At 57.1% G+C, this 25,472-nt stretch carries 17 protein-coding genes and 1 pseudogene; 1 reads left to right on the forward strand and 17 read right to left on the reverse strand.

The annotated features are described in order from the left end of the window. Window positions 1-16: 16 nt before the first annotated feature. From HRQ63_RS18750 to HRQ63_RS18790, 9 genes and pseudogenes are all read right to left on the reverse strand, one after another. Window positions 17-148, reverse strand: a pseudogene (locus HRQ63_RS18750) (GntP family permease); the annotation flags it as partial. A gap of 192 nt (window positions 149-340) precedes the next feature. After that, a complete protein-coding gene (locus HRQ63_RS18755) occupies window positions 341-1,315 on the reverse strand; it encodes an aldo/keto reductase (protein WP_172246613.1) in 975 nt (324 codons plus the stop codon). A 25-nt stretch (window positions 1,316-1,340) separates the two neighbouring features. Then, window positions 1,341-1,805: a GNAT family N-acetyltransferase gene (locus HRQ63_RS18760; protein WP_172246615.1), complete on the reverse strand. Its 465-nt coding sequence runs from the start codon at window positions 1,803-1,805 to the stop codon at window positions 1,341-1,343. Window positions 1,806-1,835: 30 nt separating this feature from the next. Beyond that, on the reverse strand, window positions 1,836-2,780 hold the full coding sequence (locus tag HRQ63_RS18765; protein ID WP_172246617.1) for a pentapeptide repeat-containing protein: 945 nt from the start codon (window positions 2,778-2,780) through the stop codon (window positions 1,836-1,838). Between the two features lie 223 nt (window positions 2,781-3,003). Then, complete coding sequence (locus HRQ63_RS18770) at window positions 3,004-7,599, reverse strand: S-layer homology domain-containing protein (protein ID WP_172246619.1); 4,596 nt, start codon at window positions 7,597-7,599, stop codon at window positions 3,004-3,006. A gap of 256 nt (window positions 7,600-7,855) precedes the next feature. After that, window positions 7,856-8,200 carry a zinc ribbon domain-containing protein YjdM gene (locus tag HRQ63_RS18775; protein WP_172246621.1) on the reverse strand — a complete coding sequence of 115 codons (345 nt, stop codon included), beginning with the start codon at window positions 8,198-8,200 and terminating at the stop codon, window positions 7,856-7,858. A 179-nt stretch (window positions 8,201-8,379) separates the two neighbouring features. Next, entirely contained in the window at window positions 8,380-9,588 is a 1,209-nt protein-coding gene (locus HRQ63_RS18780) for an amidohydrolase (RefSeq protein WP_172246623.1), read from the reverse strand. A 2-nt stretch (window positions 9,589-9,590) separates the two neighbouring features. Then, entirely contained in the window at window positions 9,591-10,838 is a 1,248-nt protein-coding gene (locus tag HRQ63_RS18785; RefSeq protein WP_172246625.1) for a Zn-dependent hydrolase, read from the reverse strand. Window positions 10,839-10,984: 146 nt separating this feature from the next. After that, complete coding sequence (locus tag HRQ63_RS18790) at window positions 10,985-12,190, reverse strand: hypothetical protein (RefSeq protein ID WP_172246627.1); 1,206 nt, start codon at window positions 12,188-12,190, stop codon at window positions 10,985-10,987. 237 nt (window positions 12,191-12,427) lie between these two features. On the opposite strand from HRQ63_RS18790, the gene HRQ63_RS18795 reads away from it, so the two are divergent. After that, window positions 12,428-13,327 carry a diacylglycerol/lipid kinase family protein gene (locus tag HRQ63_RS18795; protein WP_172246629.1) on the forward strand — a complete coding sequence of 300 codons (900 nt, stop codon included), beginning with the start codon at window positions 12,428-12,430 and terminating at the stop codon, window positions 13,325-13,327. 116 nt (window positions 13,328-13,443) lie between these two features. Here HRQ63_RS18795 and HRQ63_RS18800 read toward each other — a convergent pair whose 3' ends face one another. The 8 genes from HRQ63_RS18800 to HRQ63_RS18835 all read right to left on the reverse strand — a co-directional run bounded on the left by HRQ63_RS18800 (window position 13,444) and on the right by HRQ63_RS18835 (window position 25,308). Continuing rightward, window positions 13,444-14,622 (reverse strand): leucine-rich repeat domain-containing protein, encoded by a 1,179-nt coding sequence (locus HRQ63_RS18800; protein ID WP_172246631.1) that lies wholly within the window; start codon window positions 14,620-14,622, stop codon window positions 13,444-13,446. Beyond that, complete coding sequence (locus HRQ63_RS18805) at window positions 14,615-15,193, reverse strand: GNAT family N-acetyltransferase (RefSeq protein WP_172246633.1); 579 nt, start codon at window positions 15,191-15,193, stop codon at window positions 14,615-14,617. Before HRQ63_RS18805 ends, HRQ63_RS18800 begins: the two co-directional genes overlap by 8 nt. Window positions 15,194-15,299: 106 nt before the next feature. Next, on the reverse strand, window positions 15,300-16,553 hold the full coding sequence (locus HRQ63_RS18810) for a VWA domain-containing protein (RefSeq protein WP_172246635.1): 1,254 nt from the start codon (window positions 16,551-16,553) through the stop codon (window positions 15,300-15,302). Between the two features lie 2 nt (window positions 16,554-16,555). After that, a complete protein-coding gene (locus HRQ63_RS18815; protein WP_172246909.1) occupies window positions 16,556-18,952 on the reverse strand; it encodes a DUF5682 family protein in 2,397 nt (798 codons plus the stop codon). After that, window positions 18,949-20,046: an AAA family ATPase gene (locus tag HRQ63_RS18820; RefSeq protein WP_172246637.1), complete on the reverse strand. Its 1,098-nt coding sequence runs from the start codon at window positions 20,044-20,046 to the stop codon at window positions 18,949-18,951. The genes HRQ63_RS18815 and HRQ63_RS18820 overlap by 4 nt, the downstream gene beginning before the upstream one ends. 44 nt (window positions 20,047-20,090) lie before the next feature. Further along, window positions 20,091-21,950, reverse strand: a complete 1,860-nt coding sequence (locus HRQ63_RS18825) for a HEAT repeat domain-containing protein (RefSeq protein WP_172246639.1) — start codon at window positions 21,948-21,950, stop codon at window positions 20,091-20,093. A 58-nt stretch (window positions 21,951-22,008) separates the two neighbouring features. Then, a complete protein-coding gene (locus tag HRQ63_RS18830; protein ID WP_172246641.1) occupies window positions 22,009-23,844 on the reverse strand; it encodes a HEAT repeat domain-containing protein in 1,836 nt (611 codons plus the stop codon). Window positions 23,845-23,868: 24 nt separating this feature from the next. Next, window positions 23,869-25,308 (reverse strand): SWIM zinc finger family protein, encoded by a 1,440-nt coding sequence (locus HRQ63_RS18835; protein WP_172246643.1) that lies wholly within the window; start codon window positions 25,306-25,308, stop codon window positions 23,869-23,871. Between the last annotated feature and the right edge of the window lie 164 nt (window positions 25,309-25,472).

A 25,472-nucleotide genomic window follows, 5' to 3' on the forward strand; every position in this document is an offset into this window, starting at 1 on the left:
TTCCTTATCGTTATCGGCTACAAGCCAGAAGGAGCGCTACCTTGGAAATGCCCATCTCGTTGCCGACCGACAAGGCGATAGGCGCGACGATCAAGACCGCGACCGAAATAAACACGCCGACGGCGGTAGTGATCATCCTCCCAAACGCCACAGCTATTGTTGAACACGCTTTCAGTATAGGCTTTCATGAACGGGAAAAGATATTGATGAAAAGACGAAATTTGTTGTGCATATGCACAATTAGAATTCGGATCGAAGCAGTGCTTCGGGTCCGGTATATTCGGCGCACGCCTACTAAAAAACCGACCCGGAACGGATCGGTTTCATGCTGAACAAGTATTCAATCCAAGCGATATACGGCAAAAGGTTCCCCGGAACGGAACGGCATGCTGATTTCATCCAGCTGCTTCAACAACTCGGCACTTGGTTCAAAGCGTATGCTCTCCAGGTTCGCTTCCACTTGCTCGGGACGCGTGGCGCCGACGATTACGGTCGAAACCGATGGACGACGCATTAGCCAAGCAAGCGACAGGACGCTTGGAGCGATACGATTAGCCGCTGCCAGTTCACCGACTTGGCGACCCAGCTCCAGATAACGCTCATTTAAAAATCGTTTGAAATTCGGATCGGTTTCCGCTCTCGAACCGGACGGAGACTTGTTACCTTCGCTGTATTTCCCGCTTAGAATCCCTCCGGCAAGCGGGAAATACGGAATGATGCCGACTCCCTGATCCAGGCACATCGGAATCAGCTCCCGCTCCGGCGTCCGGTCTGCCAGCGAATAGCTCGTTTGGCTGGAGATATGGCGGACGTATCCGTCACGCTCGCTGATTCCAAGCGCCTTCATGAATTCCCAAGCCGCATAGTTGGACGCGCCGATATATCGCACCTTGCCCGAAGCTACAAAGTCATCCAGCGCGCGAAGCGTCTCCTCCAGCGGCGTGTAAGGATCAAAAGTATGGATCTGATACAGATCGACATGATCCGTTTTCAGACGTTGGAGACTCTCTTCAAGCTCTCGTTGCAAGTGGCGACGGGAAGAACCTCGTTCGTCCGGCCCGTTTCCTCGCGGAAGACCGGCCTTTGTCGTCAGTACAACTTTGTCGCGCCGACCCTCCAATGCTTTTCCAATGATGCGCTCGGACTCCGTACCCGCATAGATATTAGCCGTATCGATAAAGTTGATCCCGCCATCCAGGGCAGCATCGATGACGCGAATCGACGTTTGCTCGTCGGCACGCTTGCCGAACGCATTCGTTCCGAGTCCTAATTCAGATACCCATAACCCGCTGTTTCCCAGACGATTATGCTTCATTTTGATTGACCTCCTTATGAACCGCTCAAGCTTCGGTTTCGGGATGCAAAATCATAAAGACGTCGATCTCGTCCTCGCTCTCCGTCTCGAATCCGAAGCGCTCGTACAAACGGCGCGCCGCGCTTCCTTGCAGCACGTTCAAGCGGACGGCGGCAGCCGGGTCGGCCGAAGCGGCTTCCGCCAGCACGCGGCCAAGCACCTCGGCTCCGACTCCGCCGCCCCGCGTTTCCTGCCGCAGATAAAAATGCTCCAACAGATATCCGTTCTCCGCAGGTTTAAGCGCAATACATCCCGCAAATTCGCCGTCGGTCTCGATGATTCGGGTGAAGGCCGGGTCAAAAGAACGATGAAATCGCTCGCGCACCCCCTGCTCGCTGTAGCGTCCCAATTGATTCAATGATTCAAACAACGCCTCCGCTCGAAGCTCGGCGAGTCGGTCGGCATCCGAAGGCTCGGCAGCCAACAAACGAATAGATTCCGGCAGCTTCATCTTCGCATCCCCTTTTCCATAAATTTCGGATCAACCAGCCGTGCTCCAATGTCCCGGGCGTTCCAGCCCCGGCGGAAGGATGGTTCGGGCATCCCCTTTGGCTGAATTCAGTTGAACTTGAGTCAGGAACAGCACGCCTGCCAGATTGGCGCCGCGCAGATCGGCATCCCGGAAGTCGGCACCGATCAGATCGGCTTCGCGCAGGTCGACGCCGCTCAAATTAGCGGCGATGAGATAAGCCCCGCGCAGGTTGGCCGCGCGCAGATCTTCACCGCGCAAATCGGCGCCCACAAGATCGGCACCCCGACCGATCACCCGCTTGCGGCCTGCTTTGCCGCTTTTTCCGCGTTTGCCGCCGCCCGAATTCGGCTTCCCGCGCGGAGCTTCTTGGCTGCGCGAAGCATGGCGGCGCTTCGCTTCGGCGCGAACAAGCTCGCTGCCTTCCAGCAGCAGCCCGTTCACTTTCGCGCGCTGCACGGAGACGCTCAGTTCCCGCAGCGCGTCGGGTTCAAGCCGCGTGAGGCGCTCGATCTCGATCAGCTCCTCACGAAGCTCCGCATGGAGCACCGAGGCCGCCGGGCGGCCGAGCAGCTCCTCCATGTACAACATCAGCTCGTGAAGCTGCCATACGATCGGCAGCACTTCGAACATGGCGCGCGCCGTCTCCGGACGCTCGCGCCAACTCACCCCTTTGAAAGTCTCCTGCGAGACCTTCTGTCCCGCTCCGAAGCAATCGTATACCGTGCAGCCGCGGAAGCCCGTATCCCGGAGCTTCGTATGAATGCCGCAGCGGAAATCTTCGCGCAAGTTCCGGCACGGCTCGCCAGCTGCTTTGTCGATCGCGAAATCGACGGATGCCGAGAACGGCAGCGCCGCGCAGCAGAGACCGAAGCAGTTCTCGCAATCGCCTCTATACCGATTTCGAAATACGGCCGAACCGGCCGCCTGATGCGGATATGTCGAATCGTCTGTCATAAACAAATTCCTCCAAATATTGCGGAAGCCAAATCCTTTGTGCCGCTTCAAACCGCAGGTTCGCGTTTGGCCGCAGCAAAGACTGGTTCGCTCCGAAAATCAACCATTCGTGTTCTATCTTAAGCCAATCGGATCGAAGATAGAACACTTTTTATCTCGTATGCATCCAAAAAAAAGAGACCGGATCATCCGATCTCTTTCCTTCATTAAATTTCGACCGCGTCTACTTGCCTTGGAATTCGGTAAAGAATTCGCTTTTGTTCGTTCCGGCGATCGTCAATCCGCTATACGTTTTGGGCAGTTGAATTTCGAAAGCCTGACCGACGCGTACAGCTTTGGCATCCGTCAAACTTGCGGACGCGAATCGCTGATTGATATACGATACCATATCGTCGAGCGCGTCAAGCGAACCTGCTCCGTCCGGATCGATAAAGATTTTATTCAAACTGATCGTGGTCGTTTTCAAGCCGTTGCTGACCGTGAAGCTTCGGCTGCGCGCGTCTCCGTCCGTTCCCAAAGAACTTCCGGTATCGAACAACGCCTGCCAGTTTCCGCCCAATATCAATTTCGATGCGGAACCGTTCTGGTAGCTGCCCAGCACGAAGGTGTTGCCCGCACTCCAGTCCGCGGCCCACATGGTCCGGTTCATTATGCCGTCGGAACCGCCGATTTTGTAGAAGTAATCCTGAATCGAACTATCGATTGCCGAACCTACCACTTGCCCTACGGTAAATCCGTCGTTTTGCGGAATGTTCCACCACAGGTCTACCGGAACGACATTCACGCCGTCGCTGATCGTGAATTTGACCGGGTTAGCCGAGAAATCCGACGAAGTCAGGATTTTGCTTTTTAACTGGGCTTGAACCGCTGGCACGTTTTTATAATCGAAATTCGTGATGTCTTTGCTTCTCAGCGTATAAGGAGTCTTCAGACTCGCGATTCTCGCCACAGCATCCGTCAATTTCGCGTAATTCGCCGTCGAAATCAGACTCTGCTGCGCCAAGGTCAGCGCGCTGTAGGCCGTTTGCGCTTCCTGCACCGCCGCTTCGTTCGACAGGGTAACGGACGTCGCTTCCGGCAGCGCTGCAATCTTCGCCGTCACGCTATCCGCAGCTGCCTGATCGGCAATCAGTTCCCGAATACGATTCACGGATTGCGTCAGCCTCGTTTGATCGTCTTGGGACACCCACGCTTTTTGCGCGCTCGTCAGTTGATCAAACTCGGTATTTGCCGCCTGAACCGCAGCCTGATCGCCCAGCGTCAGCGAAGAAACGATCGGCAGTGCCGTAATCTTTGCCGTTACTTGGTTTGCTGCTTCCTTGTCGAGTGCAAGCTGCGCGTTCAAGTCGGCGATCTTCGCTACAGCGGCTTCCAACTTCGTAAGATTTTGTGCTTTGACCAAACTTTTGCGAGTTGGCGTCAACGCATCGTATGCGGCTTGAGCCGTTCCCACTGCATCTTCATTCTGAAGCGTAAGAGCCGCCGTCGCAGGCAGTGCCTGAATAAGTGTATCTACGTTTGCCGCAGCCTGAACATCGGCTTGCAGAGCTTCGATCTTGCTCACGGCCGCATTTAAAAGATTCAAGGTCGGCGTGCCGACATGCTGTTTTTGTTCAGGCGTCAAAGCCTCGTACGCGGATTTCGCCGCGGCAACCGAAGCTTGGTCGTTCAACGTTAAAGCCGCCGCTGACGGAAGAGCGGTAATCTTCCTTGCGACTTCATCGGCAGCTTCAATGTCGGCGGCCAACTTCGCTTTCAACTCCGCGATTTTCGCGACCGCACTGTTCAAGGCGTCTACGTCAGCGGCTTCGACATGACCTTTCTGGTCGGCAGTAAGAGCGTCGTATGCGGCTTGGACATCCGCTACGGCCGTCTCATGGTCCAAAGTCAGCAGCAATGTCTCGGGCAGTTCCGCGATTTTAGATGTCACGGCTCCTGCCGCTTCGATATCGGCGGCAAGCTTCGCTTTCAATTCCGCGATTTTCGCTACGGCCGCTTCCAATGTCGCTTTGTCTTCCGCTTTGACATGGATCCGTTGATCGACCGTAAGCGCTTCGTAGGCCGTTTTGGCTTCCACCACTGCCGCTTCGTTGCTCAAGGTCAACAGCAATGCCGACGGCAGCGCGGTGATCTTCGCCGCCACTGCGTTTGCTGCTGCGATATCCGCCAAAAGCTTCGCATTCAGTTCGGCAATTTTCGCGATCGCGTCATTCAACGTCGATACGTCTTTCGCTTTTACATGGTCTTTTTGCTCAGCGGTCAAGGCTTCATAGGCAGTCTCGGCAGCTTGTACGCCCGCCTCGTCATCCAAGGTCAACAGAAGCGTTGCCGGCAGCGCCGTAATCTTGGCCGCAACGGCATCGGCTGCGGCAATGTCAGCGGTAAGCTTCGCATTCAGATCCGCGATTTTCGTTACCGCGGCATTCAAAGTCGCCAGATCTTCCGTTTGCACATGGGATTGTTCGGCAGGCGTCAGAGCATCGTAAGCGGCTTTTGCCGCATCAACCTCTGCTTCGTCGGCCAAAGTCAATAATGCAGCTTGGGGCAGCGCCGAAATCTTTGTCGCCACGACTCCTGCTGCCGCGATATCCGCTGCCAATTGAACGTTTAAAGCTTCGATTTTATCGACGGCATCAGTCAACGTTGCTACATCTTGCGTACTCACGTGCTCCTGCTGCTCCGGCGTCAAAGCTTCGTAGGCCGTTTTCACGGCATTCACTTCCGCTTCATCGTTCAAGGTCAGCAGCGCCGCTGCCGGAAGGGCTGCGATCTGCACTGCGACTTCGTTCGCTGCTGCAATATCCGCCGCAAGCTTCGCATTCAAATCCGCAATTTTCGCTACCGCATCATTCAAAGTGGCCAGATCCGCCGCCGCAACATGCCCGCGTTGTGCAGGAGTCAGAGCCTCGTAAGCAGCTTTGGCTTCAGCTACCGCCGTCTCGTTCGTCAGATCCAGTACAGCCGCGCTCGGCAATGCCGCGATCAGCGTCGCAACTTCTCCGGCCGCTGCGATATCCGCCGCCAATCGGGTTTTCAGCTCATCGATCTTCACTTTTGCATTCGCCAGCAGGGCAAGAGCCTCGGCACTGACCAACTGCTTGCGGGTCGGAGTCAAAGCATCGAATGCAGCAAGAGCCGCTTCTACTGCTGCTTCATCGTTCAATGTTAAGGCTGTAGCACTCGGTAATCCCGCAATCTCCGCTCGCACGGCTTCCGCTGCCGCCAAGTCTGCCGCATGCTCGGCTTTCAACTCGCTGATCCGATCCGCGATCTGCTGCAATTTGGTCCGATCAGCGTCGCTGAGCAATGCTTTTTGTTCCGCGGTCAGGTTTTCATAAGAAGCAACTACCTGCTTTACGGCCGTTTCATCCGACAGCTTCAATGCAGCAAGATCCGGCAAAATTCCGATCCGTACCGAAACCGCGTTTGCCAGTTCGGCATTCGTCGGCGGCCGTACGACCGGCGTGTTCGGGCTCGAATCGGCCGGATTGGTCAGCGTTGTCGTCGGCGCCGTTGCTCCGGACAACGGAGCTCTAGCGAAAGTGCTTCCGGCTCGCGCCGAATCGCTCATCCGTACCGAGGATATAATCCCTTGCCCGGTTACGGTAACAGGCGCATTCAGCTCCAACGATTGAACGGTAACGCCTTCGGCCAAATTCAACGTCAGTCCTGCAGCCGATTCGCTAACCACGATGCTGCTGACGCTTCCGCTCGGAATATTCAAGCTTGTACCCGAGCTGTTCACTTCCAAGTTGTCGAATCCCCCGCTCAACGAGACATTCGAGCCTGCAGGAATATTCTCCGACAACTCCACGTCATGGAATCCGGCCGCTCTATTCCCTTCTTCCTCCAGAATGGCAGGTCCCTGCACAACGGTCGAACCGATATCCGCTTCACCTTCGGCTACGGTTCGGACAGCACCGGATTGTTTGTTGACGATCAGATCCGAGACGCCGGAGTCGACGATGTGAATACTGTTGGCTCCGCCGCCGCGTACTTCGGTTTTGCCCAGCACGGTCACGTTTCTCAACTCGGCATCGCCCTCGCCGATGCCTTTATCCAACAAGAGGTTTCCTTTTACGACCGTATTTTGCAGCACGACGTTCGGTATGGTAATCGCAACGCCGCCAGCCGCTACGGCAAGCCCCTTCTGCGGTCCGTAAGTCCCTGCCCGATCATAGGTGATGCTTCCTTTATCGATCGCATTTTGCAGCATCGCGATCGCTTCCGAACGCGATGCCGTCTTGAGCGGACGATACGTTCGATCCGAGTAGCCGCTGATGATTCCGCTCTCTACGGCAGCACCGATCGCGCCTTTGCTCCAGGTCGGAATGGAAGCGGCATCGGCAAAAGCATTCGCGGCATCGGCGTCAGGCGTAAGCTTCAGCAGACGAACGACCATCAAAGCCGCTTCCTGCCGCGTAATCGGCTCGTTCGGACGGAAAGTACCGTCGGATGCGCCGCTTGCATAACCTGCCGCTACGGCTGCCGACACTTCTTTGGACGCCCAGCTTGATGCTTTCACATCGCTGAATGCCGTCGGAGCATAGCCTTTTAATCCAAAAGCACGATTTGCCAATGCCGCAAATTCCGCGCGGGTAATCGAAGCATCCGGGCGAAACGTTCCGTCCGCATAACCGCGAATCCAACCCAACTCCGTCCACTGCGCTATTCGACTTTCCGCCCAATGTCCTTTCACATCCGAAGCCGCTGACGAAGCGGCTTCCGCACTCCCCAGACCTGTTAGCGTCCCCGAAGACAACAACGCTGCCGCCAGTCCCGTACTGGCGATTCGCAGGCCGATTTTCTTGTTTGTCATGATTCTCCCCATTCCTCTTGATATGCTTGCCGGCATGATAATCAAGAGAATCATACAATTTAAACTATCAAAAATATATATAAAATTTTAGCAGTTTAACGTTTCACCGCACTGTAATAATTGACAAAGAAGCTTGAAAGAAGACAACGCTTCCTTCAAGCTTCTTTATTCCCTGCATCACCCTGTTATCTAAAGCCATTAAAGGACTTTAAACCCTTGGATTGGATATTCAAAACACCCTTTTTCACACAGCCGGCTATGCCTTGCGAACGAATTCCGATTTTAATTTCATCGCTCCGAATCCGTCGATCTTGCAGTCGATATCATGGTCGCCGTCGACCAAACGAATATTTTTGACTTTGGTGCCGATCTTCAGGACGGAAGAGCTTCCCTTAACCTTCAGATCCTTGATCACCGTTACGGAATCTCCGTCGCGAAGCTCGTTTCCGTTGGCATCGCGGACGACTTTCGCCTCTTCTCCGCGGTCTTGGTCTTCCGCTCCCGGCGTCCACTCGTGCGCGCACTCCGGGCATACGAGCAGGTTTCCGTCCTCGTAGGTATAAGCGGAGCTGCAGGCCGGGCAGTTTGGTAATTCATTCATTAGGTTCATTCCTCGCTTTTCTGTAATCGTCCCCTCATTTTGCCACAGCTTCCCTGTCATGCACAAACGAAAATCTTGTGACATCCTGTCTCCGAACGCGAAGACGGGGAGCAGGCGGCGCTTTCGCGCCTGCCGCTCCCCGTCTGTTCGGCCCGGTCCGTCGCATGGATTTTCCGGGATCATTCGTTCAAGTAAGCCCAGGCGTACTGCGCGTACAGTTCCGCTCCCGTCGCCAGCGCGTCTTCGTCGATATTGAACCGGCCGTGATGATGCGCCCACTGCGTATCTTTGTCCGGATTGCCGCTGCCGACCAGCGCGAAGCTGCCCGGCACCGCGTCCAGGTAAAAGCTGAAGTCTTCCCCGCCCATCGTCGGTTCCTCGTCGTACAGCACATCCGCGCCGAACGCCGCCGCCGCGACCCGCTGCGCGCGCAGCGCGCTTTGTTCCTCGTTGATCACGGCCTGCGTGCCGCGAACGTAGTCCAGCTTCGCTTCCGCTCCATAGATTGAGGCGACCTGCTGCGCGTAATGGCCCAGCTCGCGCTGAATATGATCGCGTACCTGAGCATCGAAACAGCGTACGGTGCCTTCGATTACCGCGTTCTCCGCGATCACGTTGAAACGCGTGCCCACGATCATTTTGCCGACCGTCAGCACGGCGGACTGCTTCGGCGCCACGGTGCGCGAAACGATCGACTGGACGTTCATGACGAACGAAGACGCGACGATCGCGGCGTCGATGCAATCCTGCGGCATCGCGCCGTGGCCGCCGCGGCCTTTGAACGTCACCGTGAACAGGTCCGCGGAAGCGAACGACGGTCCCGGCGCGCAGGCGACCTTATGCGTCGGCATCTGCGACCAGATGTGCATGCCGAATACGTTATCCACGCCGTCCATCGCGCCCTGCCGCACCATTTCTTTGGCGCCGGCCGCCGCTTCTTCGGCGGGCTGGAACACCAGACGGACCGTGCCCGGCAGTTCGGCTTGAACGCCGATCAGCGCTTTGGCGGCGACCAGCAGCATCGACGTATGCGCATCGTGGCCGCAGGCGTGCATTTTGCCGGTTTCTTTGGAAACGTACGCCAGCTCGCGGTCCAGCTCCTCGACCGGCAGCGCGTCCATGTCGGCTCTCAACGCCACCGTGCGTCCCGGCAGTCCTCCGACGATCTCGGCGATGACGCCGGTCGGTTCGGTACGCCGGTACGGGATGCCGAGGGCATCCAGGTATCGGCAGACAAACGCCGTCGTTTCGTATTCTTCCCAGGACAGTTCCGGCTCGCTGTGCAGTTTGCGCCGAATATCCGTCAATTCTTCCGCGTAAGCGGCGATGGCCTGCTTGATCGCGGCATTGACGATCCCCGCCGCGTTATGCGTCGTCGAATTTTCCATAGTTACTCCGCCTCCGTCAATTTTTTCGCCGCTTCGTAAAAGATTTCGACCGCCGTCGCGATATCGCCGCCGTCCGACCATTCTTCGGGGCAATGGCTCAGTCCGGCGCGGCTCGGAATGAACAGCATGCCGACGTCCGTAAAGTCGGAGAACACCATCGCGTCATGCCCCGCGCCGCTGTTCATCGGGCGGGAGGCCGCGCCGAGCGCCCGACTGCCTTCTTCGAGCAAGCCCCGCACGAGGTCGCTCATCTTCTTCGGCCGAATATACAGTTGGCGTTCGACGGTCGCTCCGATGCCGCCGCGGACGGAATCGATCAGCGCTTCCGTCCGCTCGATCGCGCCCTGCACGTCTTCTTCGCGGCCCGCGCGCAGGTCGACCGTGAACACGACTTTGTCCGGGATGACGTTCGCTCCGTTCGGGAACACGTTCAGGCGCCCCGTCGTGATCACTGTTCCGTTCCCCTGCTCTTCGGCCAGCTCCGGCAGCTTCGCTACGATCTTCGCCGCCGCGACCAGCGCGTCCGCGCGGCGGTCCATCGGAGTCGTGCCGGCATGTCCCGCGCTTCCCTGCACCGTAACTTGAAGCTGAGCCAATCCGACGATCGCTTCCACGATGCCGATCGGTATGCCTTCTTCCTCCAAAATCGGCCCCTGCTCGATATGCAGCTCCAGGAACGCTTTGATTTCGGACTTGTCCCGCTTGCCGGGCAGCGTCGGGTCGAGCCCGATGCTCTTCATCGCTTCGACCGTCGTGATGCCGTCCTTGTCTGCCAGCGCCGCGAATTCTTCTTTGCCCAACACGCCGAGCATAGCGCGCGAGCCCATAAGCCCGCCCGCGAAGCGAGCCCCTTCCTCCTCGATCATCGCGACCGCTTCAAGCGGGTATTTGGGCGTCAACCCGTTTTCCCGGAACAGCTTCGCAACTTCGAGACCCGCGACCACGCCGGCCGGACCGTCGTACGAGCCGCCGTTGGGTACCGAATCGAAATGGGAGCCGATCAGCACGCTCGGCGCGCCTTCGATCGTTCCTTCCAGCTTGCCGAAAATATTGCCGAAGCCGTCTTCCCGCACATCCAGGCCGTATTCGCGCATCGTCGCTTTGATATAATCGCGCGCCTGCCGATCCTGCTCGCTGTAGGTCAGTCGGGTCGTGCCTTGCCCGGGCGTGGACGTGAATTCGCCGATCGCTTCGATATGCTTTTCGATGCGTCGGCGCAATTGTTCTTTTTTCGCGTTCGTTTCGTTCATCTTCTCAACCTCCGTTAAGCTGGTATCGTCGTGCTTCCGCTTCTATCTATTGTAAGCCGATGCGCGCCTTCGCGCTAAATATCATGCCGGATTCGCAAAAAGGCGGGAGAACGCGCCTTTTGAACCGCGCTCCCTCCGCCCTGCTTTTACAAAAATCCGACGAAAATGCCGGCCAGGATGACCGAAACGATGGTGACCGTGATAAAACCGCCGACCAGCATCGGAGGCAGCATGCGGTTTGTCAGCAGTTCGCGCTCCGTTTCGTCTTCGGTCAACGACTTGATGACTTCGTTCGTGATGATGTAATCCGCCGGAAACCCGTACAAAGCGGTCAGCGACACGGCGAACGCCATTCGCGGACTGACTTTGAGCAGTTTGCCCGCGATCCAGGAGAAGACGTACATGCCGACGACCCCGATCACGATGACGCCGATCATCGGGTACAGAATCTCCAGCATCATCGAAGGCGTCGCCCGCTTCAGCCCGTCGAAGATGAACAGCATCAAGCCCAAAATCGCAAAGCCGAAGCCGTTGGCTTTCTGAAGCGGCTGCTTCTCCAGGAATCCGATGCTTGCGGCAAGAACGCCGAACAACAAACAAAGGACGAACGGGCTGATTTCCACGATCGGGTTCAGCAGCGTCGAGACGAGGTAAGCCAGATAAGCGACCAGCGCCAGACGGAAAAATTTGAAAAAGTCCGTATTGTACTTGGCCGGCAGTTTTTTGAACAACCGAAGTTCGGTTGCTTCTTTTGCCGTACTTTCCTCCGTCGCATCGGACTTGGCCGCCAGCGCGTTCTCTTCAAGCTTCCCGCTGCGGTACAGCCCAAGAATGCGGCGCCCTTCCTGCTTCAGCACGATCGAAGTCAACGGATATCCGGCGAAGCCCTGCACCACGTAGATGACGATCGCGAAGACGGACAAGGAAGCCAATCCTGCCTCGCTAGCGCCTTCGGACATGATTAGCGCCGAAACGACGCCTCCGACCAGCGGCGGAATCGCGACGACCACTGTCTGGAAGTCGAACAGAACCGTCCCGATCGCGAACAGAAATACGATAATGCCGACAATGCCGGACAGCGCGATCAAAATCGTTTTCCACTGTCGGCCCAATTCTTTAAGCGACAGCAGCGTCCCCATGTTCGTAATCAGCAGATACATCAGCATGGTGGCGACGACGGACGGAATGCCGGCGATCTCCACGATATTTTCCGGAAAAAAAGTCCAGTAGCCGACCAGGAACAGCACGGCGCTGATGAAGATGGAAGGTACCCATGCTTTGGTGCGCACGGCCACGACATCTCCGGCAAACAAAATTAGTAAGACAAGTACAAGTGCCAGCATTTGCGACATTCGGTCTCCTCCGCTCTCTTCGAATTTCGGCTGTCCAAGCCGCAACTAAGTATGTAATTTATGAATATAATAGAATTCGGGCGTCATCGTCAAGTCGTGGTAACGCTTTACTGTAAAATAGTCCAAATAAAAGGTCAAACAGTCTGAATGTCGAAAAAGGAGTCCTTAGGCAGGCTTTCTGGGTAAAGGGTAAATAACACGCTTTATCCAAAATCGCAGTCAAAAGGGGATACTCACGTGAAGCAGGCCATGGTTATCATCAATCCGTCTTCCGGCAAAGAGCTGGCGCTGGAATACCTTCGCAAGGTCGAAGACGTTCTGCGCGAAAAGGCCGGTTACGACGTCGTCGTCAACGAGACGACCAAAGAACTCGACGCTACCAACTTCTGCATTTCCGCCTGTGAAGACAAATTCGACCTGGTCGTCTCGATCGGCGGGGACGGCACGCTGCACGAGACGATCAACGGGCTGCTCGACCAGCCGCATCGTCCCAAATTGGGCGTCATTCCGCTCGGCACGGTCAACGATTTCGCCCGCGCCCTGCATATTCCGCTCGATCCCGATCAAGCGATCACGACGTTGACCTCTTCCCGCCTGCGCCGGGTCGACATGGCCCGCGTCAACGACCAGCTGTTCGCCAACGTGGTCGCGGCGGGATCGCTGGCCGATACGCTGTCCTCCGTGACTTCGGAAGACAAGTCGAAGCTGGGCGCGCTGGCCTACTTCAAAGAAGGCATCAAAGAGCTGCTCGGCAATTCGGCGGCCTCGCTCACGATCGAGCATGACGGAGGCAAATGGGAAGGCCAAGCGCCGATCTTCATCGCCGCGCTGACCAATTCGGTAGGCGGCTTCGAAAATCTGGCACCGGACGCTTCCGTGGACGACGGGCTGCTGCACGGTTTCATCGTTCACGATCTCAATTTCTTCAATACGTTGACGGCGGGCTTTTCGCTGCTGCTCGGCAATCTGAAAGACCATAAAGACGTCGAATACTTCACGTCCCGCCATATCCGCGTCGCTTCGACGGAAGACGTGAAAACCAACGTCGACGGCGAGCCGGGTCCGATGCTGCCGATCGACCTGCATATCCTGCCGTCCCACGTGCAGGTAATCGTGCCCGAAGACGAAGAAAAATAGTCCGGAACCGTTACGAGACACAGAATTCCGGTCCAACAACAGAAACCCGGCCCTCGCGAAGAGGCCGGGTTTTGATTTGAACGGTTTCGGCGATCGGCAGCGCGCACGAACCGGATTCAGCGATGCACCAGCTCGCCGCCCCGCGCTTGCAGCAGGCTCTCCAGACTCAACCAGTCTTCCGTTCCGCGTTCGGCTTTGCTGCCGGATAAGCGTACCCGTTTTAATGCAGGAAGCTCCAGCAGCAGCTTGGGATCGGAGAACGAGGTCTTGCTCAGGTCGAGGCTTTCCAAGCCGGTCAGGGTGAGCAAGAAATCCCAAGCTTTCGGCTTCAGCATGGTGACGTCGAGGTTTTTCAGGCGGGTCATGCCTTCGAGCGGACGCAGGTCTTTTACCTTCGTTCCCCAAATCCACAGCAGTTCAAGCTTGGGGAATTGCTCGCGAATGCCTTCGACGGATTCCAGCTTGGTTTTTTCCGCATACAAAATTCTCAGCTCCGGGCAGTGTCCCATTTCTTTGAAACTTTGAATTTGCGAACCGCGCAGGCGAAGATCTTGGATCGAAGGATGATTGCGGAAGCCGCCGAGATCGGAGGCTTGGCAGAAGTTCGCGTCCAGAATTTGCAGCTTGGTCAGCTCCGCTGCATGGTTGAGATCGGTCAATCGCTTGGGCGAAAGAAGTCGTATTTCTTCGATATTCGGGAATGCGCGAAGCGAACCCAGATTTTCCAACCCGCAAGTCTGTGCTCCCAGGGAGACTTTGCGCACGGAATGAGCGGACCTATACGGAGGAACACGCTCCACCTCGGAAAAATTCAGCGATAGTTCTTCCAACGCGGGAGGCAGCTCGCTCAGGCTTTCGTAATTGAAGCGGGAGAAGCCGAGCTGCCGCAAATTTGTCAAGGAGCTCAGCAGGTCGGGCGGAATCGGTTGGACCAGTTGCCGAATCTGCAGCGTCTCCAATCCGCTCAGCCCCGCTATCGCTTCAATGCCTTGGGTAACCGTAGTCTTCGAGACGAATGCCAGGCTTTTCAGGCGGACGGCAGCGTCCAATCCGGCCAGGGTCGGCACGGTCATTTTGGAATCGGTCGTGCCGAACTCCAGACGTTCCAATCGAGCGAACTCTTTTAACGGGGCGTAAGTAGAGATGGCGCGGGGCTGCATGATCTTGAGCGCCTCTAACGCTTCCGGCGCATCCGGCACTTGAAAATACGCATACTGCCGCTGCTTGGTTATATAGGCTTCGGCTTCTTTTAACAGGGCTTGCTTGGACTTGCCGTACAGCTTGTCTTCATGCATGACGGTTCACCCGGCAGTACCAAATCGCATGATGAGCCCCAAGCCCCCAATAGTCTTCGGCAAATACATGAGGCTCGCCGAATTTTCGCCGCCAACGTTCTTGCGCTTTTCCATAGCCGCTGTCCAGACAGAAAGTCTCGATCCCGCGGTCGCGCAGCTCATTCATCATGGCAGCGATCAGTCTTGAACCGAGTCCCTGATTCTGAACGCCCGGATGCACGTAGAGACTGCCCAGTTCGCCTACCCCGTTCAGTTCTTCCCCGGCCAGTTCCCGAATCTTCTCGCCTCGCGGGCCGAAAGAAATCGTACCCGCGACCTCGCCTTCAAGTTCGGCGATAAGGAAAAAAGCTTCCTGCGGAACACCGAAAGAACGGGAAGTCGAGGGCGGATGCTCGATTGCGGCACGCAGCAGATTCGATTTATGCGAGATTTCGTAGGCAATGTCCTCTTCGGCGTCGGCAAGCTTTTCCTGCGCAAAAGCATCCGTGATCGATGCCGCGAACATCCGGCAGGCCGATGCTTCATCCTGCGCACCGGGACGACGAATAACGACATTGAGAATTTCTTCCATAAGCTAATCACCATCCTCTGCAGTCCTATCAACTACTCAAGCACCCCATCGGCGCAGGTCGCATAAATGCGAAAACCCGGCCTACAGCGTGCTTGAATAAGTGGAGTTATCTTTTTTTTGCCGTCAGCTTGTCCGCCAGCGCCGTCATATCCTGGCCTTGCAGCGCGCCTGCTACAAGTTCAGGGAGCATAGCCGGCGTGCAGGCGAAGCAAGGCGTGCCGTCCCGTGCGAGCTGTCTCGCCAGACGCTCGTCGTAGAACGGACGCCCGCCGTCGGACAACGCCAGTAGACAAAGCGTGCGCACGCCCGATTCTCGCATTTCGCGCATTCGACGCACGAGCGCGGATTGATTGCCGCCTTCGTACAAGTCGGTAATCATGATGAACAGCGTCTTTTTCGGGTCTTCGATATACTGCTCGCAGTAAGCGACGGATTTATTGATATCCGTGCCGCCGCCGAGCTGAATGCCGAACAGCATATCGACGGGATCGTCGGCGCACTGCTCGGTCAAATCGACCACTTCGGTGTCGAACACGACGACCCGCGTGTCCAGTGCCGGCATACTTGCAAAAATCGCACCTGTTACCGAAGCCCAGATGACCGACTCCGCCATCGAACCGCTTTGGTCGATATCGAGGATGACCGTCCATTCTTTGCTGCGCCGTGCCCGGTCGAAGTAATAGAAGCGCTCGGGAATCAGAAGCTTGCGCTCGGTATCGTAATGCTTGAGGTTGCGTTGGATGGTCCGTTTCCAATCCAGACCGCTGAGCGAAGGAAGCGGCGTATGCTGCCGTCTGTTCAGCGCGCCCGTAACGGCACGCTGCATATCTTCTTTCATGCGAGCCATGAGTTCGTCCACGACGGCTTTAACCAGCATGCGAGCCGTATCCTTCGTTTTCTCGGGGATTTTGCCGCGCAGCGACATTAACGTGCCGACCATTTGAATATCAGGCTTGACCGATGCCAGCAGCTCCGGCTCGAACAGCAGCTGCTTCCAGCCGCGCCGTTCGATCGCGTCGTTTTGAATGATCGACACCACGTCCTCGGAAAACAGATTGCGTACGTCTCCGAGCCAGCGGGACAAATTAACCGATCCTCTTCCGCTTCCTGCTCCCCGACCGCCTGATCCGCTGCCGGAGCCTGAAGCCGAACCGCCTGCGGAAGGCGTCCCGCTCTCGGTATCGTCGTAGATGGCGGCAAGCGCCGAATCCATGATCGCTTCTTCTTCCGTCAAACGCAGACCGCCCGGACCGTTCATGCCTTCCAGCTTATTCTGGGCCGCTTCGCCCAAAATAAGCCTCCAACGAGAAACTGAATTTTCCTGCTTGGTATCGTTGCCGTTATCCGCTGTATTCGTCATATTTAAAAGTCCCCAAAGTCGAAATCGTTCAATTCATCCAGCATTTTGTCCTCTTCCTCCTTCAGTTCCCCGGTCAGAATTTCCGCTGCTTGTTCCGCGTTGACGCCCCACAGCTCGCCCAGCGCCTCGGCGATCATGGTCTTTTCGTGAGCCGAAAACGAGCTGAATGCCCGGCGCAAGAAGACCAGCGCGCGCTTGAACTCTTCATCGCCCAACGAGTTGATGTAATCGTTCAACTGCACCCACAGGCTCATTCTCGACAAAAGCGCGTAACGGTTACGCATCGACAATCCTTCGAACCAGCCCGCCCCCAGATCGGCCGGAATGCCCGGCGATAGACGTCGCGACACTTCGGCCGCGCACTGCTCCGCGTCCATCTCTCCGCGTTCGAGCAGCAGCGCACAGGCAAAACCGGACAGCTTCGGATTACGGTCATCGCGCTCCGATAGGGCATTCAGTTCCTGCGTCCACAGCGGCACGTCGACGGTATCGTCATGTTCCTGGGCGATTTTGTTCAGCTCGCCGATAGCGGACACCATCCCGTAAGCCGCTTCGTCGTTACAATTGGCCGCATCGGACAGATAGAGACAGCCGCGGAAAAACAGCTGCTCCAAAAGCGGCACGAGCGGAGCCGTGTCGGCGCGCCGGATGTCGCCGTACGCGATAATGCCCGACAAGCGCGATGCCGCGCCCGAGATCTGCGCCACGTCGCGGCTGTCTGCCGCCAAAGCTTGAAGTACCCGTCGGCCGTCTTCCATCTGCGCGGTCATTCCGCAGCGAACCGACACGCCGATCAGTGCGGAAGCTTCCGAGATCGACGTACAGGCCTCCAGCTTTTCGCGAAGCCGATGCGCGCAAGCAATCTCGATCGTCTCGCCGAGCAGCGTGGACTCGACGACGCGAATCTCGGCTTCCGGCGTCCATTGAATAATCCAGTCCTCGGCCCATACGGCGCGGTCCGCGTTGTTCGGCCTGGAGCGAACGAAAGGGATTTCCAGCAGCTCCAACCGATGGAACAGGAACGAACGGTTCAAGTCGAGGAAAGCGGCTTCCTGCGACGAGACTCGCCGATTCTCCCGCAGATCAAGCGATAGATCGGTCGCGACGGCCGTCTTGTACTTGGTCAGCTTGAGCCGCTTCAATTCACGGTTCAAGTCGTCCTGCAGCGGGGTTTGACTGACGCCTTCGGCCAGGCTGCCGATCTCGGTTCCCACATCGACCCGGGCCAGCGCTTCGGCGACGACGGACAAATCGCCGCGGCCGAGCAGCGTTTGCGCCGCATCGCGAAGCTCCAGCAGCGTAGGCGCGCTTCCGCCGTGCAGCGAAGCCAGACCTTCGGCCATGCGTACGGCCTCGATGACTTCCGCTGTCGAACGATGCGTACCCGATGCCCGCAGCGCCCGCGCCGTCGTCGACAGATAGACGCGCGGCAAGTCTTCCGGCTGACCGGATTCCATCGCTTCCCACATCAGTTGGAAATAATGAGGCGCATTGTTGCCCGCGCCGTAGCCGGACAAACTGGACAATCGATAATACGAATACGGCATCAGCGTCAGCTTGGAGCTGCGGGACGGCATCGATGCCAGTTCCTCGTCGCTCATGGCGCCTTTTGCCGGATGCTCCAATGCGGCGGCGTGATACGCGCCGCAGACGACCACGATCTTCGACGGGTCATGTCCGGCTTCGACGGCTTTCAGAATCTGCCGCTGCATATAAGCTTCGCGCACATGGTTATAGGCATGTTCTTCCGGCTGATCGGAGCGTTCCCGATCTTCGCCGAGCGAGCGCATCTCGGCCGAGAATGCCAGAATCGAATCCCGATAGGTATCCGGATTCGCGTTATGCTCGTAATGGCGTTCCCAATACGTATCATAGTCGTGCTCGTCCGCAAGTTCGGCGATCCGTTCGTAGATCGAGCGCCCGGCAGTTTCGGCTTCCGACTCTTCGACGCCTTCGGGTTCGATAGAAGCGGCTTCTTCCGACGGCGGTTCGATTTCGCTTTCTGCTCCCGGGGCTGCTTTGCGCGAAACTTTTTCTTCTTCAGTCCGCCGCCGCAAATCTTGAAGCGCCAACGCCGAGCCGGAAGGCAAATCAATCATTTCGCATAACGCTTTATGTTTCGCCGCCCAGCGCATAGCCTGAAGCTCCGGCGAATAGACGGCAAAAGGCCAAAGCGCCGTGCGAACCGGCATTTCGTCGGTGAAAGCCAGCACAGCAACCGGAGGTACCGTGGAAGGATGAACAAGATCGCGAATCATGCTCGTTGCATCGGACGGGCCTTCGATCAGTACCGCTGTGGGACGAACTTGATCCAGATATTGCAGCAGATGGCGGGCACCGCCGGGGGACAAGTGCCGGACGCCGAAGACGGAGACTTTGACGTCCGCCGCCGTCTTCACTCGTTCATCTCCCTGCACGCCTGATACAGTCCGCGCCACTCCGATCCCCGTTTCTTCATGACGTTATCCAAATATTCTTTCCATACCAGCTTGTCTTTGTCGTCGTCTTTCACGATCGCGCCCTGCAGTCCGGCCGCCAGGTCTTCATCGGTCATTTCCCCGCTGCCGAAGCTTGCGGCCAATGCCATGCTGTTGGTCAAGAGCGAGATCGCTTCGGCCGTCGAGATCACGCCGGCAGGCGATTTCAGTTTTTCTTTGCGGTCCAGCGTCATGCCGCTGCGCAGCTCGCGGAAGATGGTGACGACCTTAAGCAGCGCTTCGTCGGCAGGAGGCGAAGCCTTCAGCTCATACGATGCCGCGATTTCGCTCACGCGTTTTTTCACGATCGACAGCTCGGTTTCCAGGTCCGACGGAGCCGGCAGCACGATAATATTGAAGCGGCGTTTCAGCGCGGCAGACATTTCGTTGACGCCGCGGTCGCGCGTGTTCGCCGTCGCGATGATGGAGAAGCCTTTGCGGGCGCTGGTCTCATTGCCCAGCTCCGGCACGGAAACGGTCTTCTCGGACAGAATAGAGATCAGCGCATCCTGTACTTCAGAAGCGCAGCGCGAAATTTCCTCGAACCGGGCTACGCTTCCGCCTTCCATCGCGCGCATGATCGGGCTGCGAACCAGCGCTTCGGGCGTCGGGCCGTTGGCCAGCAGCATCGCGTAGTTCCACGAATACCGCACTTGTTCTTCGCTCGTTCCGGCGGTGCCTTGCACGACAAGCCCCGAGTTCCCGCTTACCGCGGCCGCCAGATTTTCCGATAACCAGGACTTTGCCGTTCCCGGCTCGCCGATCAACAGCAGGGCGCGGTCGGTGACGAGCGTGGCGATCGCCATCTCCACCAAACGGCGATTGCCGATATATTTGGGCGTGATATCGAGCTTCCCGGCTTTGCCTCCCGTAATGTAGGTCAACACGGCGCGAGGCGACATCTGCCAACCCGGCGGAACGTCTCCCTTGTCTTCCTTTTTCAGCACTTCGATCTCCTGTTGATACAGAAGCTCGGCGGGCAGGCGCATCGTATCCTGCGTATGAGCTGCGGCCATTGATTATTCTCCTCTCGGTTTACGGAATCGAAATCTGACAACTATCAAGTATTGGATTCAGCCTCGGCACCGCGACGACGAAGCGCATGGATGATCTCCAACGCCTCTTCCTTAATGCTCTCGAAGCGCGTCTCCGTGATCAAAGGCTCCAGACGGTCGGCTGCTTCGCTCGCGAAGCGGTCCGGCAATTGCAGCAAACGTTGGGCTTCGTCGTGGTAAATGCTGTAGATCTTTTTCCAATCTTTATTTTCCATCCAACGCATCAGCAGTTCGTACTTCGTCTCTTCATCGAAGCCGCCTTCATCGAGTGCGAGGAAAATATAATAGCCGTAATAATTGTTGCTGGACTTGTCGATCTGCCGCTCCAGATATTTCAACAGTTTCGGATTGTTCGGGTTGGTAGGCGCGGCCAAGGCCGAGACCAGTTGGAGATCATCGCGATCGATCAGCCAACTCAACCAACGAGGGTCCCATTCCGCGATAATTTTGTCTGAGGGCAGCCGGTTACGAACATATCCTTCATAAGCATACACTTCGTCCCGCAGCGTCTCGATGAGCTTGCTTTGCCGGGCCTGAGCTTTTTTCGTGACGGCTGCACGGAGCAGGGCGATACCCGATCCGGCATAGCGTTCATACAGCTCGGCCGGCGTACGCAGACGCTTCGTGACATGGAACGCGTAAGGCAGATAAGCGACTTCGCGTTCTTCCAAGCCTTGGAGCGCAATCAGGGCTTCCTCGGTATTCGTATTCTCCAAATATTTGGCCGCCTGGCTCATCACGCGCAGATTCTCGGAAAAGTCGAGCCGTCCGACCGCCGGATACTTCGATTCGTTCGAGATCAAATCCAGGAACAACCGCTCCAATTCCGGATGCCGGGCTTGCCGGAACGCAACCGTAAACGGTTCGAGCGTTTTCCACAGCTTGTCTTTGCTCTTCTGATCGTTGTCCCCCAGAATTTCCTGACTCAGGCGTTCTTCGTATAAAGGAATGAGACGCTCCAGCATTTCTTCCTTTGGCGAAGCTTCGATCGCTTGAGCCGCCGGAAGCGCGTCTTTGCCGACAAAAGCTTCATACAACCGATCGCGCGCCGTTTCCGAATTGCGCACGGCCAGAGCCGCAAGCGCGCCTTCGCGAACCGGCTTTTTTTTGTCCAGCGACCATTCGATCAGCTTGTCTTCGAAGTCCGGGTGCAGGCCCAGGCAAGCAATTGCCGCAGCCCGTACTTTATCCGAGCCTTCTTCCGCAGCCCGCACCAATAGGTTCAGCGACTTCTGATCGTCCGAATCGACGCCGAGCGCACGCACGACTTCCAAACGGCGTTCTTCTTCGCGTCCGCCCTGAATATTCATGTCCGCCAGCAGATACGGCACGATCACCGGACCGTATGACGGCAAAATTTGTCGAACCGCATAGTCTGCCAACTCCGAATACGGATCGCTCAGCGCTTTCATCGCAAAAGGAAACAGCCGCAGGTCGCGGAATAATCCGTTCCGATGCGCTTCCAGGACGATTTCATACCGACCGCCGCCCGATGTGGACAGCGCGTTTTGCACCTCCGCAAGCTGACGGTAGGAATGGACGGTCGTCAGCCCGGTCAATCCGCTGTCTTCCGCGTTCCCGTTCGAAAGATCGCTGCCGGCCGCCGTTGCGCCCTGCGTCGACAATACCGAGTTCAACAGCAGCGAGACATCCTGCAAACGCGCCGCCCGCGCTTCCGCCTCGGACGGTTCCGTAAGCGCAGCGACGCCTTCCGCCAGCTTTTGGAATACGGGCGCCCGTTCCCCGAGCTGTGCCAGCTTCGGTTGTATTCGGTTCAAACGAAAATCGTCAGCCGCGAGGTCGCTGCCCGCGATATAAAGACGGCGCAGTTCGCCCTGAAGCTCCTGCAGCAAAGTCGTACTCATATTCATCTCTCCTCCCGTTATCCGGTGTTCGAACGTATTGCGATTCGCGGCGCAGTCGCTATTCGCCTGCTTGTGCCGCCGCTTGTCGGGTACGAAGCTTGTCCACCGTTTCTTGAAGTCTTCTTTTATAGTCCGTTCGTTCGATTCCTGCCATGATCGCTTCGATGCGTCGCACAGCCTCGTCGATTCGCCGGAAAGCAACCCTGCTCGCTTCGTCCGCAATCGCAAACTCGCCGTAGGCCAGCGTAGAAGGACGATTCCAATTTCGAGCTTCGACCAACTGCATGAGCAGTTCGAAGCGCGTTTCTTCATCAAACGGCACGTTTTGCACGGCTTCCAGCACGTTGTGCCTGTCGTTTTCGATCGTCGGCGACGCATTGTTGCGAATCGCCTGCTTCAAATAAGGAATAAGCCTGTCGCTGCCGAGTCTCGCAAGCCCCGCGACCAAAGTTAAACGATCATGGTCGATCGCCCAATCCAGCCAGCGCGGGTCCCACGCCGCTTCGATCTCCGCTTGGGGACGCCTGCGATCATGCACGCTCGTTCTGCTATACAGCGCCGGGCGCAAGACCATGAATAACAAGTCGTCCGACATTCGGATTTTTGCCGATTCGGGATCTGCGTAACGCTCATAGACTTCGGCCGGAGTCAGCACGCGCCTGGCGAGCGGCAAAGCATAATCGACCAGCATCGTCGGAGTCTTTTTCGCCATATGCTCGATATGTTCAAGCGCTTCGACCGTGTTCGATCGGACGAAATAATCCGCGGCTGCTCCGGTAATCCAGGCGATTTCCCTTTTCTCCAACCGCTTCAATACCGGATAGGCCGACAAATCCTGCGCCATTTCGACGTAAAGCCGCTCCAGCTCGGGATGACGGACCTTGCCGAGCGCGGTCAGCAGGGGGCGCAGGTCCTTGATCGAATCGACCTTTTTTTCCGCGCGATCTTGCAGCTTTTCTTCGTACAGCTTGATCAGGCTTTCCGCCAATGCTTGCGATATCGAAGATTGAACCGCTTCGGAAGCGACCCACTCGTCTTTTCCGTTCAGCGCTTCGTACAAACGACTGCGCGCTGCCTCCGAATCGAGTACGGACAGTGCGAAATAAGCACTTTCGCGCACCGTTTTTTTGGAATCGCGGGACCAGTCCAGCAGCCGCTGCTCGCATTCCGGATCCGTGCCCAGGCAAGCGATCGCCGCCGGAGCGATCTTCGCTCCGCCTTCTTCCGCAGCCGAAATCAGCTTGTCCAGCGAAGCTCGATCGGCCGGGTTCACGCCGATCTTTTGGACGACCTGCAATCTGCGTTCATGCTCCTTGCCGCCTTGAATATCCAGATCTTTCAACAGATAAGCAGCGATCGCCGCTCCGTAGCTCGGCAAGATCTTCTCCGCCGCCAAATCCGCGATCTCCGAATACGAATCGCCCAGCGCATGAACGGCCATGGGCAGTATCCGCAGATCATCGAAAAGTCCGCGCTCGTAAGCCGAAAGCACCACCTCGTAACGCCCGCTGCCCGACGAGGACAGCGCCTGCCGCACTTCGCCGAGTTCGCGCGAAGAACGGTTCGTAGCCAGATCCGGCAGCTGATCGCGGAAAGCAGCCGGGAAGAGCTTCGCTTCGTCACCCACGTCGGCGGCTGTCTGTCCTTGCGTCGCCAGCACCGAATTCAGCAGCGTCGACACGTCCTGCAAGCGCGCCGCGCGTTCAGAGGGCTCGGAGCGGCCGATAAGCGCGGCTATTCCTTCGGCGATCCGCTTGAACACGGGGGCCCGTTCACCCAGCGCACTCAGCTTCGGCTCCAGCTTTTTCAAGCGAAAATCATCGGCGGCCAGATCGCTGCCCGCGATATAAAGACGTCGCAATTCGCCGTATAATTCCTGCAATAGCATGCTCATGAAACTCACCTCCCCTAAAAGGGATCAATACAGCAATCTCGCGATCCGTTCGCCTTGAATCAACGTCAGTGGCTGCGCAACCAATTTCCCCATATCCATCTGATGCTCGAACATCGCCAGAACGGCGCAATTTTCCAGCAAGGAAGGATCGACCAGCGACAATAACGGCGTCGTAGGCTGCGGCAATCGATAAACGTTTCCCAATTCAAGCGTATTTCCGGCTTCGTCAACCAGCGCAAACGTACCGTTTTCGGTTTGGGCGATCCGTGCGGCGTTCAGCAGCACAACGGGAGCACGATCGGCCAGCGGATCTTTTAACTGATTCTTTACCGCCTTCACTGCATCGGGAATCGAAGCTGCCGCAGCGGCGCGAATACCGTCGTAATCGGCATTGTTCACTTGACGAGGAATCATCCCTTCAAAGCGCACCCGCGCATTCATGCCGCCCGGGTAGCGGTAGAGTTCCGAGATCTGCGCCACGCTGAAGAAGCTGTCTTCTTCCTTCATGTACTTCACGGCCTTGAACGGACGGTATTGCACGGTGCGGTGAATTTTGCCCTCGCCCAGTTGCAGCCAGAAACCCGTATCCACGAACTCTTTGCGCGCTTCGTCCCGATACGTGTAGAACGCCAATTGCAGCAATTCGACGCTCTCGCTGACTCTTCCGGCTTCCTTCAGCTCGGCTAACTGCCAGGCATGACCCAACCATTCTTCGATCGTCGACTCGGAGTCGGGGACCAGCTCGGGGTCTTCCTGCTTCGTCTGGAGATAGGAGCGCCCTTTCTTGATAAAAGCGTTCAGCAGCGTAAGCTGTTCGGTCGCATATGTATAGCCGCTCTCGCGATCGTCCTGTTCCAGCAGCAGCGCCAGCCGGCGAAGTTCGTTCTCCGCTCCGGTCAAATAACTGCTGCCCAGCCGCTTGGCATGATCGTTCAGATCTTTCACGGTTCGGGCGTTGGCCGTTCCCAACCCGCCGCGTACCAGCGATAAGACGATCTTCTCCAGTTCATCCAGCGCTTCGAGCTGTTGGACGATTTTCTTCTTGAGCGCGGTCTTGTTCACTTTCTTCGGCTTGGCCGGCGGCAGTTCGCCGCTCTCGCGCTTCGCCTTCGTCTCTTCGCGCTTCCCGGCCTTTTCACGCTTGGACGAGATGTCTTCCGGCACGGTCGCCTTTTCGAAAGTCAGGCCGTCCGCATACGCGTACATCAGACCCAACGCATGCTTGCAGGGGAACTGCCGACTCGGGCAATTGCATCGCGACACCGGATTTTCAGGAGTGACAAAGTCGACCGAGCAGATGTAGTTCGACTTCCCGCTCCCGGAACATTCGCCGAAGATCAGGTCACCCTCCTCGGACACGTTGAGCTTGACGAACTTGTTCTTCAAAACCAGTCCGCGACCGTTCTTGGCCGCGGCGGCGTTCGGGGCGAGCGAATCGATATGTGATGCAGTCAGTTCCAGCAAATCAAGCGCCTCCTCGCTGTAATATAAATTGGATTGATTAGGCCGTGTACGCAAACTCAACACCGTGCACCTTGACCTGCCTTTTCGCCCTCTGCAGCGTCATTTTCCTTTGACGTGCCTCGGCACGCCTTCAGAAAAATTCCTTGCCGAGAACGAAAATTCAG

This window comes from Saccharibacillus endophyticus (assembly GCF_013185185.1).
In the GTDB taxonomy this organism is placed as follows: Bacteria; Bacillota; Bacilli; order Paenibacillales; family Paenibacillaceae; genus Saccharibacillus; species Saccharibacillus endophyticus.